This window comes from Rahnella laticis, assembly GCF_015644585.1.
In the GTDB taxonomy this organism is placed as follows: Bacteria; Pseudomonadota; Gammaproteobacteria; order Enterobacterales; family Enterobacteriaceae; genus Rahnella; species Rahnella laticis.
Genome location: NZ_JADOBI010000018.1, coordinates 28,522 through 42,773, shown reverse-complemented (window position 1 = coordinate 42,773; position 14,252 = coordinate 28,522). Strand labels below are relative to the sequence as shown.

Genomic DNA, 14,252 nt, shown 5'->3' with positions numbered 1-14,252 from the left:
GAGTAAAACCAATTTATCACGCATTGGGCTACAAGTGAGCTACAAATTTATGGGTTTATGTGAGTTTGAAAGGGTTTCACCTGGGGCCACATGAGCACTTGATCGAATATAAAAATGAGTAAAATCAAAATGAAAGAGTCTGCAAGCAAGGATCTATCAGACCACACCCCCATGATGCAGCAGTACCTGCGTCTTAAGGCAGAGAACCCGGAAGTTCTGCTGTTTTATCGTATGGGAGACTTCTACGAACTGTTTTATGACGACGCAAAACGTGCGTCTCAGCTGATGGATATTTCCCTGACCAAACGCGGCGCTTCGGCAGGCGAACCGATTCCGATGGCCGGTGTGCCTTATCACGCCGTTGAAGGCTATCTGGCCAAGCTGGTGCAACTGGGCGAATCCGTCGCTATCGCTGAACAGATTGGCGATCCGGCGCTGAGCAAAGGGCCGGTTGAGCGCAAAATTGTGCGGATCGTAACGCCCGGCACGGTCAGTGATGAAGCCTTACTGAGCGAGCGTCATGACAATCTGCTGGCGGCCATCTGGCAGGACGGGCGTGGCTTTGGCTATGCGACGCTGGATATCAGCTCCGGTCGTTTTCGTGTCGCCCAGCCAGACGATCTGGAAACCATGGCCGCTGAATTACAGCGTACAAATCCGGCAGAACTTCTGTATCCGGAAAGCTTTGAAGCCATGCCGCTTATCGCTTCCCGCCGCGGCCTGCGCCGTCGTCCGATGTGGGAATTTGAGCTCGAAACCGCAAAGCAACAGCTGAATCTCCAGTTCGGCACCCGCGATCTGAGCGGGTTTGGCGTGGAACAGGCCACTCAGGCTCTGCGCGCCGCCGGTTGCCTGCTGCAATATGTGAAAGATACCCAGCGCACCGCCCTGCCGCATATTCGTGGCGTGACCATGGAGCGCCAGCAGGATGGCATCATTATGGATGCGGCGACGCGCCGTAATCTGGAACTGACACAAAATCTGGCCGGTGGCGTGGAAAATACGCTGGCGGCAGTCCTGGATCAGGCCGTCACGCCGATGGGCAGCCGTATGCTCAAACGCTGGATCCACATGCCAAGCCGCGACATCAAAATGCTGACCCATCGTCAGCAGGCAATCGGGGCATTACAGGATCTGACCGCAGACTTGCAGCCCGTGCTGCGTCAGGTCGGCGATCTCGAACGTATTCTGGCGCGACTTGCCCTGCGCAGCGCCCGGCCACGCGATCTTGCCCGCATGCGTCATGCATTACAGCAACTGCCGGAAATCCGTGGGATTTTGCAGGACGCTGACGCCGCGCATGTCGCTACGCTGGTGGAGCAAACCGGCGAATTTACAGAGCTGGTCGAACTGCTTGAACGTGCGGTTGTTGAAGCCCCGCCGGTTCTGGTGCGTGACGGCGGTGTGATTTCGCCAGGCTATAACGCGGAGCTGGACGAATGGCGCGCACTGGCTGACGGTGCAACAGACTATCTTGACCGCTTAGAAATTCGCGAACGCGAAAAGCTGGGGCTGGAAACGCTGAAGGTCGGGTTTAACGGTGTACATGGTTATTACATCGAAGTGAGCCGCCGCCAAAGCCATCTTGTTCCTATTCATTATGTCCGCCGCCAGACGCTCAAAAACGCCGAACGTTACATCATTCCGGAACTGAAAGAGTATGAAGATAAGGTTCTGACGTCCAAAGGCAAAGCCCTGTCGCTGGAGAAAGCGCTGTACGAAGAGCTGTTTGATTTGCTGATGCCGCATCTGTCAGCTTTGCAGCAAAGCGCCAGCGCGCTGGCCGAGCTGGATGTTCTGAGTAATCTGGCAGAACGTGCCTACACGCTCAGTTACACCTGCCCGACGATGAGCGAGAAACCCGGCATCAACATTACCGGTGGCCGCCATCCGGTCGTGGAACAGGTACTGAAAGAACCGTTTATTTCCAACCCGCTGAACATGTCTCCGGTGCGCCGGATGCTGATCATCACCGGCCCGAATATGGGCGGTAAAAGTACCTATATGCGTCAGGCGGCACTGATTGTCCTGATGGCGCATATTGGCAGCTACGTTCCTGCGGATACCGCTGTTATCGGCCCCGTAGACCGGATATTCACCCGCGTCGGCGCGGCAGATGATCTGGCTTCTGGCCGTTCAACCTTCATGGTGGAAATGACCGAAACCGCGAACATCCTGCATAACGCCACGGAAAATAGCCTGGTGCTGATGGATGAAATCGGCCGCGGCACATCCACTTACGACGGTTTGTCGCTTGCCTGGGCGTGCGCCGAGAATCTGGCCAGCCGCATTAAAGCCATGACGCTGTTCGCGACCCATTATTTCGAGCTGACGACGCTGCCGGAAAAAATGGAAGGTACGGTCAACGTTCACCTTGATGCCATTGAACACGGCGATACCATTGCGTTTATGCACAGCGTGCAGGATGGCGCAGCCAGCAAAAGTTATGGTCTGGCCGTCGCAGCGCTGGCGGGTGTCCCGCGTGATGTCATTAAACGTGCACGCCAGAAACTGAAAGAGCTGGAAACGTTGTCCAACAACGCCGCCGCCAGCAAAGTGGATGGCCCGCAGCTGACGCTGCTGGCAGAAGAAGTGTCGCCTGCGGTAGAAGCGCTGGAATCTCTGGACGCAGATTCTCTCTCGCCACGTCAGGCACTGGAATGGATTTATCGTCTGAAAGACATGGTGTAAAACTGCGGCCGCTGGCGGCAGAAATGAAAAACGGTGGGGATTAACCCACCGTTTTTTTGATACCGAACTGTCTTTCCGGCGAACAGTTTTTCTTAACGAAAAGTTATTCGCGGAACAGTGCTTCGATGCTCAGCCCTTGTCCCTGCAGGATTTCACGCAGGCGACGCAGACCTTCTACCTGAATCTGACGAACACGTTCACGTGTCAGGCCAATCTCACGACCCACATCTTCCAGCGTTGCAGCTTCATAACCTAACAGGCCGAAACGACGCGCCAGAACTTCACGCTGTTTTGCATTCAACTCGAATAACCACTTCACGATACTCTGTTTCATATCGTCGTCTTGCGTGGTGTCTTCCGGGCCGTTGTCTTTTTCATCCGCCAGAATATCTAACAGCGCTTTCTCTGAGTCACCGCCCAACGGGGTATCTACAGAGGTAATACGCTCATTCAGGCGCAACATACGGCTGACGTCATGCACCGGTTTGTCGAGTTGCTCAGCAATCTCTTCAGCACTCGGCTCATGGTCCAGTTTATGTGCAAGTTCGCGTGCGGTACGCAGATAAACGTTCAGTTCTTTAACGATGTGAATTGGCAAACGAATGGTACGGGTTTGATTCATGATCGCCCGTTCAATCGTCTGACGGATCCACCATGTTGCATAGGTAGAGAAACGGAAGCCGCGCTCAGGGTCAAATTTTTCAACCGCACGGATCAGACCCAGGTTGCCTTCCTCGATCAAATCCAGCAGTGCCAGACCGCGATTACTGTAGCGGCGGGCAATTTTAACCACCAGACGCAGGTTACTTTCAATCATACGGCGGCGGGAAGGAACATCTCCCCGCAACGCGCGTCGTGCAAAATAAACTTCCTCTTCTGCGGTCAGCAGAGGGGAATAACCGATTTCACCGAGATACAGTTGAGTGGCGTCCAGCACTCGTTGGCTTACAGCCTGCGACAACAATTCTTCTTCAGCATCGTTGTCGGCAGTCTCTTCGACTATTGCTTTCTCGTCAAAGGCTTCAGCGCTGTTCTCATCGAAATCTACATCATCATGTAACTCGTTAACTTTCAGCGTATTCTGACTCATAAGCTGCTCCTACCCGTGGTCCCGAGGGCAGAATCAATGCTCTGCCCGGATTTATCGCTGCGGAAGATAACGCAGCGGGTTTACGGATTTCCCCTTGTAACGAATTTCAAAATGCAATCTTACTGAACTGGTTCCGGTGCTACCCATCGTCGCTATTTTTTGTCCCGCCTGCACTTCTTGTTGTTCCCGGACCAGCATTGTATCGTTATGTGCGTAGGCGCTCAGGTAATCATCATTGTGTTTGATGATGATTAGATTACCGTAACCGCGAAGAGCATTACCGGCATAAACAACACGCCCCGAGGCAGTTGCTACGACAGCTTGTCCACGCGAACCAGCGATATCGATCCCCTTATTTCCCCCTTCAGCAGCAGAGAAATTATCGATAATTTTCCCGTCAGTCGGCCATTTCCATGTGGAAACCGGACCGCCATTATTCGTTGAGGTGGCGACGGGAGTGCTGGCTACAGCAACAGGTGTTGTGGTGGTGACTGCACCTGATGTAGGCAACATCTTACCTACATTCTGTTTACCAGAAGATTCAGAATACGTGGTAGTTGGTTGAGATGCAACCACAGAACCTGTGAGCATTCCCCCAGTTGGAACTTTCGGAACACCGCTATTTGTGGCGTCTGTGACGGCCGTCGTACTGCTCGTGCTGGCGGCAGAAGAAACGTTATTTATCTGGACTGTCTGACCCACTTCTAGGCTGTAAGGAGCAGGGATATTATTGCGCGCAGCAAGGTCCCGGAAGTCATTGCCGGTGATCCACGCGATGTAGAATAAGGTGTCTCCGCGCTTCACCTGATAGGTGCTGCCGCTGTAACTTCCCTTAGGGATTGAGTTATAGCTGCGGTTGTACACAATGTGTCCGCCAGGGCCGACGGCAGGTGCCATTTGCGGAGGGGAATTCAGAGTATTCTGACTGCTGCTGCCGCTGTTTCCGCCGCCATTAACGCTGCTGATCGGCGCGGATGTGTTGGAATTGTTCGAACATCCCGCCATCCAGGCACTGATAAATGTACACACTGCAATGCGGCTTAGTGTTTTTATTGGGCTTCCCGTGCTCATATTTTCCCCCGTTACGGCAATCTCAGAATATCTCTTTATCCGCGCACACCGCGCCAACTGGCGATTTTCGTGTCATCTGACACTGTACGCGCAGGCGACATGCCCGTTCAGGTTTTCACCCGGAACAGACCGTGCCATAAAAAACTGTAGTGGATGCTATCAACATCGCCAGTACAGCACCATATAACAGTTGTATTTAAATTTTAAGGGGTTAGTCCTGCGCGCGTCTGGGTTCAGGCCAGTTCGCCTTTCACCAGCGGCACAAAACGGACAGCTTCGACGGTCTCCGCAACGAAATCGTCACCACGCCGGGTGACGCGCTGGAGAGTCTGGCTTTCTTCGCCGACGGGCAACACCATCACGCCGCCCTCGTCGAGCTGTTGCAGTAAATCTTGAGGTATTTCAGGCGGTGCAGCGGTAACAATAATGGCATCAAACGGGCCACGTGAAGGCCAGCCCTGCCAGCCATCGCCGTGACGCGTGGAGACGTTATGCAAATCGAGCTGCTTGAGACGCCTTTTGGCCTGCCACTGCAACCCTTTGATACGCTCAACCGAGTACACATGTTCAACCAGATGCGCCAGAATGGCCGTCTGGTAGCCCGATCCGGTGCCGATCTCCAGCACGCGGGATGTCGGCATCAGGCGCAGTAATTCCGTCATTCTCGCCACGGTATAAGGCTGAGAGATGGTCTGGCCTGAGCCAATCGGCAACGCGGTATTTTCGTAAGCCTTATGCTGAAACGCCTCATCCACAAAGCGCTCACGCGGTACGGACTCGATGGCATGCAGCAGTTTTTCATCATGAATGCCCTGCAGCCGGAGTTGCTCCAGCAGGTTATACATCGGCTTATTCACCATTCGCGCTCACCCCGGCCTTTTCCAACCATGAGACCACGACATCCTGAGCCGCGTAGGCGGTCAAATCCACCTGCAATGGCGTCACGGAAACATAACCTTGCGCGACCGCCGCAAAATCGGTGTCAGGTGCGACGTCAAACTTATCGCCCGGCGGGCCAATCCAGTACAAGTCTTGCCCGCGCGGATCCTGCTGACAAAATACCTGCTCAGCAGGATGGCGGCTACCGCAACGCGTCACCTTAATCCCTTTGATTTCGGAAAGTGGCAGGTCCGGAACGTTAATATTCAGAATTTTGCCAGTACGAAGAGGTTCGCGCGCCAGCGCCCTGAGCAGCCGGCAGGTAATAATCGCTGCGGTGTCATAATGCTGATGGCCGTCGAGTGAAACCGCCAGCGCAGGAAATCCCAGATGACGCCCTTCCATGGCCGCCGCGACAGTGCCGGAATAAATGACATCATCGCCCAGATTCGGGCCTGCATTGATGCCGGAAACGACAATATCCGGCTTCGGGCGCATCAGCGAATTGACGCCGAGATATACACAATCGGTCGGCGTACCGTTGATGACCGCGGTATCGCCGTTCGGATAGGACTGAATACGTAACGGCGCGTCGAGCGTCAGCGCGTTCGACGCGCCGCTGCGGTTACGGTCAGGGGCGACCAGCTTTACATCCGCAAATTCACGTAGCGCGCAGGCCAGTGTCTGAATGCCGGGAGCCAGTACGCCGTCGTCGTTACTCAGTAATATCCGCATTCATTTCATCCAGATGCATCAGTTCACGCACTACGCTGGTGGCATAACTGCCCGCCGGTAGCCAGAATTTAAGTTCCAGAGTGACGTCATCCCAGCGCTGCCATTTCATCTGCAAAGGCTGGAGCATAATGGCGCGACGTGCAGGTTCAACACGCTCGCGTTTGAGCAGTGAAAGCAAATCTTCCTGCCCGGCCAGACAAGCCAGCTCAAAGGCTTCGGCCTCTTCTGCCGTGCCTAACGATCCGTCTCCCGGCAAGGGTGCCGTCACCAGCAGTTCGCCGCTTTCGACACGCGGTTGCAGCGATTCAAACTCTTCCGCTTTCGCCACAAACCAGCTGCCGCGGCCACTGAGTTGTAACGCATCGCCCAGTATTGCCTGACGGACGGTGCCTTCTGCCAGGCGCTGGCTGGCGACAATGTTAAACATCGCACTGCGGCTGGCGGATAAATAGAAACTGCGTTTGGCGCGCTCTTTAGGGCGTGCTTCATTGGTGGCCCAGCGTTTCGCCTGCACCAGATTATTGCCGCCGCGGCCAAAACGCTGCGTGCCGAAGTAGTTCGGTACGCCCTGCTCAACAATTTTCGCCAGACGTGCTTCGACATTATCGATATCACTTATCTGTCGCAAAACCAGCGTAAATTCATTGCCTTTCAGGGTGCCGATACGCATTTTCTTGCGATGGCGCGAGGCGCGGATCACCTCGCACCCTTCGAGATTGAACTGGCTCAAATCAGGATCTGCCTTGCCGGGCATATGCAGGCAAAACCACTGTTCTGTTACCGCGTGCCGGTCTTTAAGCCCGGCGTAGCTGACATCGCGCGGATGCACTTTGGCAAAACGCGCCAGCTGCTCGGCAACAAACTGCGTGTTGCAGCCATTTTTACGGATCCGCACTAAGAGATGTTCACCTTCGCCATCCGGTTCAAACCCCAAATCCTCTTCGACGATAAAGTCTTCCGGATTGGCTTTCAGCAGGCCGGTAGCAGTGGGTTCACCCAGCAACCAGGTGAGACGCGACATATCTATCATGCGGTAATCTTCCACAACATCATTCCTTAATCAGCAGTGCAACGGCTTCGCAGGCGATACCTTCGCCACGGCCGGTGAAACCCAGTTGTTCAGTTGTGGTCGCCTTGACGTTGACGTCGTCCATATGGCACTGCAAATCTTCGGCCAGGAATACGCGCATTTGCGGGATGTGCGGCGCCATTTTCGGTGCCTGAGCGATGATCGTGATATCGAGATTGCCCAGCTTGTAGCCTTTTGCACGAATGCGACGATAGGCTTCGCGCAGCAGTTCACGGCTGTCCGCGCCTTTGTAGGCCGGGTCGGTGTCCGGGAAAAGCTTGCCGATATCACCCAGCGCCGCCGCGCCAAGCAATGCGTCAGTGGCGGCATGCAGCGCAACGTCGCCGTCGGAGTGCGCCAGTAACCCCTGCGGATAAGGAATACGCACACCACCGATCACCAGCGGGCCTTCGCCGCCAAACTTATGTACATCAAAACCGTGACCGATACGCATTATGCGTTCTCCTCCTGATACAAGCGGGTTAAGTAGAATTCAGCCAGCGCCAGATCTTCTGGTCTGGTGACTTTAATATTATCGGCCCGCGCCGGGATCAGCATAGGATGAAAACCACAATATTCCATTGCGGAAGCTTCATCAGTGACCACAGCGCCTTCATTCAGTGCGCGGCGCAGGCAGGTTTTCAATAATTCGAGAGGGAAGAATTGCGGCGTGAGCGCATGCCAGAGTTCCTGACGATCTACCGTATGGGAGATCGCATGCGCGCCGGGCTCACCGCGTTTCATGGTGTCACGAACCGGCGCGGCGAGGATCCCGCCAATTTTGCTAATCGCAGAAATGGCCAGAAGGTTTGTCAGATCATCGGGGTGCAGACAAGGACGTGCCGCATCATGCACCAGCACCCAGCCATGATCGCCCGCGGCCTCAAGGCCTGCCATCACAGATTCGGCGCGCTCATTTCCACCGGTAACCAGCTGGATCCGGGGATCACTGGCGACGGGCAACTGCCGGAACTGCGTGTCATGCGGGCTCAGCGCCACAATAACTTTGGTGACGTTGCTGCTGTGCAACAAGGCGCGAATCGAGTGTTCTATCAGCGTCTTACCGCCGATAGTCAGATATTGTTTGGGACATTCTGCCTGCATACGGCTGCCGATTCCGGCAGCAGGTAACACGGCAATGACCTCTGGAAGGGAAACTGCAGTATGGCTCATGGCTATTGATTCGGGTTGCTTTGCGATACGGTGCTGCCCGGCGCACGTTTGTTGTCAGGCACCAGGCGATAGAAAGTCTCACCGGGCTTGATCATGCTCAGTTCGTTGCGCGCGCGTTCTTCGATCGCTTCCTGACCGCCGTTCAAATCGTCGATTTCTGCGAAAAGTTGATCATTACGTGACTTCAGTTTGCCGTTATTAACTTGTTGCACCTGAACGTCATCGTTTACACGAACGTAATCGTGAATACCATTCTTGCCCAGCCACAGTGAATACTGAAGCCAGCCAAGTAAAATCAGTAAAAGCAGTGTTAGTTTGCCCATCCCCGCCCCCTAAAAAAGCCGGACAATCATCCCACAACTTTCCCTCTGACTCCACTGTGGCAGGGTAAATGCCTGCGAGAATCAGACTTACGCACTCAATTATGGGTGAGAATGACACAATGGGTTACATCGTGAAGGAGAATTGCAGGGAAAACCGCCGGAAAAACGCAGGGCCGCCGGACGACATCCCCGAAGATAAGGAACCGGAAAAGAGCCAGCCTGACTCACCAGCCCGATAGAAATGAGAAGACCGTCCAGAACATGCTGATCACGCAGATTGCGCTGGTCACCGACGTTTTAAACCAGCCGCCACGAAAGAACATGCTGAGCGCAATGCCAATCAGAACGGATACAGGCATGAGCGCAAGAAAGAAAGGCCAGGTGTAGAGCAGGAAAAACAGGGTGTTGGATCCGTAGACCAGGAAAGGGATCGCAAAGGCCAGCCAGTAAAAGACGAAGCCAATGAACCCGCCCTGCATAGAGTAGGACGGCTCGTCGTTGTCTGCACTGTCTGTGACCTGCGCCAGCCTCTGATAGCGGGTGTTTTCGACCCGGATCCGGCTGACAAGTCTGCTGAGTAAAGCCTGCATAGATGATCCCTGTATTCAGTGTAAACCGGCACGCTCTCTGGCGTTTGGCCGGCAAACATTCAGGGATTGATAATAGCGCGCTGACGCATCACATCTAATAATTGGGGGACCAAATGTGTTACCAATTGTTCACCATTAAGATGCACATCCGGCACTTCCGGCGGCTGATATTCAGAGTCAATTCCGGTGAAATTCTTCAGTTCACCCGCGCGCGCTTTCTTGTATAAACCTTTAGGATCACGCGCCTCACAAATCTCCAGCGGCGTATCAACGAACACTTCAATAAACTGCCCTTCCCCGAGCAAATTACGCACCATGTCCCGCTCAGCGCGATGAGGAGAAATGAAGGCGGTCAGCACGACCAGACCGGCATCCACCATCAGTTTTGCCACTTCACCGACGCGACGGATGTTTTCGCGACGGTCGTCATCCGTGAACCCTAAATCACGGCAAAGCCCGTGGCGGACGTTGTCGCCATCAAGCAGATACGTGCTGATACCCTGCGCATGCAGCGCCTGTTCCAGCGCGCCCGCTACCGTGGATTTCCCCGAGCCCGAAAGCCCGGTGAACCACAGAACTGCGCCGCGATGACCATGCTGTTTCTCGCGATCCGCGCGCGTCACCGCGTGCGGATGCCAGACAACATTGTCGTCTTTTAAGAAAGAGCCGTTTTGCAACGTCATCTTATTTTCCACCCAGCAAATCGCGCGCGCCCCAGTGCGGGAAGTGGCGGCGAACCAGGCTGTTCAGTTCCAGCTCAAACGCGCTGTATTTATCCGCTTCCTGATAAACTTCTTCCAGCGCTTCGCGAACCAGACCAGCGCCCACGGTCACGTTCGTCAGGCGATCGATAAAGATCATCCCGCCGTTCACCGCGTTGCTCTGGTAGTTATCCAGCACCAGCGGTTCGTCAAAGGTCAGTTCGACCAGGCCGATACCGTTGAGCGGCAGGTTTTCCACCACACGCTGAGTCAGTGAGTTGATCTCGACCTGATACTCGATGTTTTCCACGCGCGCACGGGCTTTCTTTCCACCGACTTTGATGTCATAGCTTTGGCCGACGCTCAGCGGTTGCTCCGCCATCCACACCACGTCCACTTTCGCATGCTGCACCGGTTTAACGGTTTCATCCGCGTCCACCAGCGTATCGCCGCGGCTGATATCACGTTCGTCGGCCAGCACCAATGTGATCGCTTCTCCTGCCCAGGCTTCCTGCAAATCACCGTCAAAGGTCACGATGCGTGCCACGGTAGATTCCACACCAGACGGCAGAACCTTCACTTTCTGGCCGACGCGGACAGAACCGGACGCCAGCGTTCCGGCATAACCGCGGAAATCGAGGTTTGGACGGTTCACATACTGCACCGGGAAACGCATCGGTTGCTGTTCGCGAATGTTAATAATGTTGACCGTTTCCAGCACGTCGAGCAGCGTTGGTCCGGTATACCAGCCCATTTTCTCGCTTGGCGTCGCCACGTTATCGCCTTCCAGCGCGGAAAGCGGAACGAATTTGATGTCCAGATCGGTCGGCAGTTGCTGAGCGAAATCCAGATAATCCTGTTTAAATTGCTCGTAAACAGACTCGCTGAAATCGACCAGATCCATTTTGTTCACAGCCACAACCAGATGGCGGATCCCCAGCAGAGTGGCGATAAAGCTGTGGCGACGGGTTTGATCCAGGACGCCTTTACGGGCGTCGATCAGCAGGATCGCCAGATCGCAGGTCGATGCACCGGTCGCCATATTACGGGTGTACTGTTCGTGTCCCGGCGTATCCGCGATGATGAACTTACGCTTTTCAGTGGAAAAATAACGATAAGCCACATCGATGGTAATACCCTGTTCGCGTTCCGCTTGCAGGCCATCAACCAGTAAAGCCAGATCCAGTTTTTCGCCCTGCGTGCCGTGACGCTTGCTGTCATTGTGCAGCGAGGACAGCTGGTCTTCGTAAATCTGGCGGGTGTCGTGCAGCAGACGCCCGATCAGCGTACTTTTGCCGTCATCGACGCTGCCACAGGTCAGGAAGCGCAGCAGGCTTTTGTGTTGCTGAGCGTGCAGGTAAGCTTCGACGCCGCCCTGCTCCGCGATTTGTTGTGCAATTGCATTATTCATTAGCTGCGGCTCCTCAGAAGTACCCTTGACGCTTTTTCAGTTCCATCGAACCGGCCTGATCGCGGTCGATCGCCCGTCCCTGACGCTCACTGGTTGTGGAAACCAGCATCTCTTCGATGATTTCCGGCAGCGTTTGCGCTTCGGATTCCACGGCACCGGTCAGCGGCCAGCAACCCAGCGTACGGAAGCGCACCATTTTCTTCTCGATCACTTCGCCCGGCTGGAGATCAATACGATCGTCATCCACCATCAGTAGCATACCGTCGCGCTCGAGAACCGGACGCGGCGCGGCCAGATAGAGCGGAACGATTTCAATATTTTCTAGATAGATGTACTGCCAGATATCCAGCTCAGTCCAGTTGGAGAGCGGGAACACGCGGATGCTTTCGCCTTTGTTAATCTGGCCGTTGTAGTTGTGCCACAACTCCGGACGCTGGTTTTTCGGATCCCAGCGGTGGAAACGGTCACGGAACGAGTAAATGCGTTCTTTGGCACGGGATTTTTCTTCGTCTCGGCGTGCGCCGCCGAAAGCTGCGTCAAAACCGTATTTGTTCAGCGCCTGTTTCAGCCCTTCGGTTTTCATGATGTCAGTGTGTTTGGCACTGCCGTGAACGAACGGGTTGATACCCATCGCCACGCCTTCCGGGTTTTTATGTACCAGCAGCTCGAAACCGTAGTTTTTCGCCGTGCGGTCACGGAACTCGTACATTTCGCGGAATTTCCAGCCGGTGTCCACATGCAACAACGGAAACGGCAGCGTGCCCGGGAAGAAGGCTTTGCGAGCCAGATGCAGCATCACCGAGGAGTCTTTCCCGATGGAATACATCATCACCGGGTTGGCGAATTCAGCAGCCACTTCACGGATGATATGGATACTCTCCGCCTCCAGTTGCCGCAAATGAGTCAGTCGTTTTTCGTCCATAACAGATCCTTTAAGCCAAATTCACAACCGACGGACGTTGAGTCCCGTCAGTCTCAGGATGATGCCCAAACCACGCCAGTTGCTGATGAAGTGCCACCACTTCACCAATCACCAGCAGCGCCGGTGCAGGCGCCTGTTGAGCCAGATGTTCAAGATTATCGAGCGTTCCGGTCAGCACCTGCTGATCGGCTCGCGTTCCCCGTCCGATGACCGCGACAGGTGTCGTTGCTGCACGTCCGTGAGCGATCAACTGCTGGCTGATTTCAGCCGCTTTGAGCGTGCCCATGTAAATCGCCAGCGTTTGTTTTCCTTTGGCGAGCGTCTCCCACTGCACGCCGTTATCATCAGAGCGGCAATGCCCTGTCACAAACATCACGCTCTGCGCGTAATCACGATGCGTCAGCGGGATGCCGGCATACGCCGTAGCGCCAGCGGCAGCGGTGACACCCGGAACGACCTGGAAAGGAATTCCGGCCGCTTTCACCGCCTGTAGTTCTTCACCGCCACGTCCGAAGATGAACGGGTCGCCGCCTTTCAGGCGCACGACTTTTTTTCCCTGCTGCGCCAGTTCGACCAGCAGACGGTTGGTTTCTTCCTGCGACACCGAGTGGCTGCCCGCCCGTTTGCCGACACAAATTCGGTCCGCGTCACGGCGGACTAAATCCAGCACGTCGTCGCTGACCAGATAGTCATACAACACCACATCAGCCTGCTGCATAACCTGCAAACCGCGTAAGGTGAGCAATCCTGCATCACCCGGCCCGGCGCCGACCAGCGTGACATTGCCGTTTTGCGCGATGTCTTCCGCACTTTCTAACTGTTCCTGCAACGCTTGCTCCGCCTGTGCGAGTTTCCCCGCAGAAGCCAGGCTGGCAAAGCGCCCGGAAAATGCCTGCTCCCAGAAGCGGCGGCGTGCACGCATGGAACTGAACTGGGTTTTTACCCTTTCACGCCAGCGCCCGGCGATATCCGCCATTTGCCCCAGGCTGTTCGGCAGCAATGTTTCGAGTTTTTCACGCAACATTCTGGCCAGCACCGGCGCTTTACCGCTGGAGGAAATCGCCACCACTATCGGCGAGCGGTCGACAATGGAAGGAAAGATAAAAGAACACTTGGGTTGATCGTCGACGACGTTCGCCATAACGAAGCGCTGATTAGCCTGCTCAAAGACCTCTGCGTTGAGTGCGGCGTCATCGGTCGCTGCAATCACCAGAAACACATCATCGAGCTGCTCTGGCAGAAATGCCTGCGCCAGCCAGATGACTTCATTGGCATGTTCACGTTGTTCCAGCTCGGGGGAAAGTGCCTGTGCAACTATCCGAACTTGTGCGCCCGCCCGCAGGAGAAGATCTATTTTGCGGGCAGCGACTTCGCCACCACCAACAACCAGCACCGGGCGTTGTTTGAGGTCGGCAAATATTGGTAGATAGTCCACAAAGGCCTTTATTGATTGTAAGGATTAATCATCAAACTATACGTGCAGGCAATAATTGATCTGAAATGACGAAAAGGAATGATTAGTTACTAAATGGAATATAGCGCGCCGTCAGGGGCGAAGATTTTTTATAATCCTCCCAGCCTGAATATTTTTCATGAC

At 54.8% G+C, this 14,252-nt stretch carries 14 protein-coding genes; 1 reads left to right on the top strand and 13 read right to left on the bottom strand.

Annotated elements, in window-relative coordinates:
- The first annotated feature begins 129 nt into the window (after positions 1 to 129).
- Positions 130 to 2,691, top strand: a complete 2,562-nt coding sequence (gene mutS, locus IV433_RS24890; protein WP_195816448.1) for a DNA mismatch repair protein MutS — start codon at positions 130 to 132, stop codon at positions 2,689 to 2,691.
- A gap of 103 nt (positions 2,692 to 2,794) precedes the next feature.
- On the opposite strand, the gene rpoS is transcribed toward mutS, so the two are convergent.
- From rpoS to cysG, 13 genes are all read right to left on the bottom strand, one after another.
- Positions 2,795 to 3,781 (bottom strand): RNA polymerase sigma factor RpoS, encoded by a 987-nt coding sequence (gene rpoS / locus IV433_RS24885; protein ID WP_095923512.1) that lies wholly within the window; start codon positions 3,779 to 3,781, stop codon positions 2,795 to 2,797.
- 51 nt (positions 3,782 to 3,832) lie between these two features.
- Positions 3,833 to 4,852 carry a murein hydrolase activator NlpD gene (gene nlpD / locus IV433_RS24880; protein WP_195816447.1) on the bottom strand — a complete coding sequence of 340 codons (1,020 nt, stop codon included), beginning with the start codon at positions 4,850 to 4,852 and terminating at the stop codon, positions 3,833 to 3,835.
- A gap of 233 nt (positions 4,853 to 5,085) precedes the next feature.
- Positions 5,086 to 5,712, bottom strand: coding sequence for a protein-L-isoaspartate(D-aspartate) O-methyltransferase (locus IV433_RS24875; RefSeq protein WP_195816446.1), 627 nt, complete (start codon positions 5,710 to 5,712; stop codon positions 5,086 to 5,088).
- On the bottom strand, positions 5,702 to 6,466 hold the full coding sequence (gene surE, locus IV433_RS24870) for a 5'/3'-nucleotidase SurE (RefSeq protein WP_195816445.1): 765 nt from the start codon (positions 6,464 to 6,466) through the stop codon (positions 5,702 to 5,704). Before surE ends, IV433_RS24875 begins: the two co-directional genes overlap by 11 nt.
- Positions 6,447 to 7,493 (bottom strand): tRNA pseudouridine(13) synthase TruD, encoded by a 1,047-nt coding sequence (gene truD, locus IV433_RS24865; protein WP_195816490.1) that lies wholly within the window; start codon positions 7,491 to 7,493, stop codon positions 6,447 to 6,449. The genes surE and truD overlap by 20 nt, the downstream gene beginning before the upstream one ends.
- A gap of 22 nt (positions 7,494 to 7,515) precedes the next feature.
- A complete protein-coding gene (gene ispF, locus IV433_RS24860; RefSeq protein ID WP_101078465.1) occupies positions 7,516 to 7,989 on the bottom strand; it encodes a 2-C-methyl-D-erythritol 2,4-cyclodiphosphate synthase in 474 nt (157 codons plus the stop codon).
- Positions 7,989 to 8,708 (bottom strand): 2-C-methyl-D-erythritol 4-phosphate cytidylyltransferase, encoded by a 720-nt coding sequence (gene ispD / locus IV433_RS24855; protein WP_195816444.1) that lies wholly within the window; start codon positions 8,706 to 8,708, stop codon positions 7,989 to 7,991. Before ispD ends, ispF begins: the two co-directional genes overlap by 1 nt.
- A gap of 2 nt (positions 8,709 to 8,710) precedes the next feature.
- Positions 8,711 to 9,031, bottom strand: coding sequence for a cell division protein FtsB (ftsB, locus tag IV433_RS24850; protein WP_152324014.1), 321 nt, complete (start codon positions 9,029 to 9,031; stop codon positions 8,711 to 8,713).
- 224 nt (positions 9,032 to 9,255) lie between these two features.
- Complete coding sequence (locus tag IV433_RS24845; RefSeq protein ID WP_195816443.1) at positions 9,256 to 9,621, bottom strand: DUF3561 family protein; 366 nt, start codon at positions 9,619 to 9,621, stop codon at positions 9,256 to 9,258.
- Positions 9,622 to 9,680: 59 nt separating this feature from the next.
- Positions 9,681 to 10,304: an adenylyl-sulfate kinase gene (cysC, locus tag IV433_RS24840; protein ID WP_195816442.1), complete on the bottom strand. Its 624-nt coding sequence runs from the start codon at positions 10,302 to 10,304 to the stop codon at positions 9,681 to 9,683.
- 1 nt (position 10,305) lies between these two features.
- Positions 10,306 to 11,733, bottom strand: a complete 1,428-nt coding sequence (gene cysN, locus IV433_RS24835) for a sulfate adenylyltransferase subunit CysN (protein WP_195816441.1) — start codon at positions 11,731 to 11,733, stop codon at positions 10,306 to 10,308.
- Between the two features lie 13 nt (positions 11,734 to 11,746).
- Complete coding sequence (gene cysD, locus IV433_RS24830) at positions 11,747 to 12,655, bottom strand: sulfate adenylyltransferase subunit CysD (protein ID WP_101078459.1); 909 nt, start codon at positions 12,653 to 12,655, stop codon at positions 11,747 to 11,749.
- Between the two features lie 10 nt (positions 12,656 to 12,665).
- Positions 12,666 to 14,090 carry a siroheme synthase CysG gene (gene cysG / locus IV433_RS24825; RefSeq protein WP_195816440.1) on the bottom strand — a complete coding sequence of 475 codons (1,425 nt, stop codon included), beginning with the start codon at positions 14,088 to 14,090 and terminating at the stop codon, positions 12,666 to 12,668.
- Positions 14,091 to 14,252: the final 162 nt, after the last annotated feature.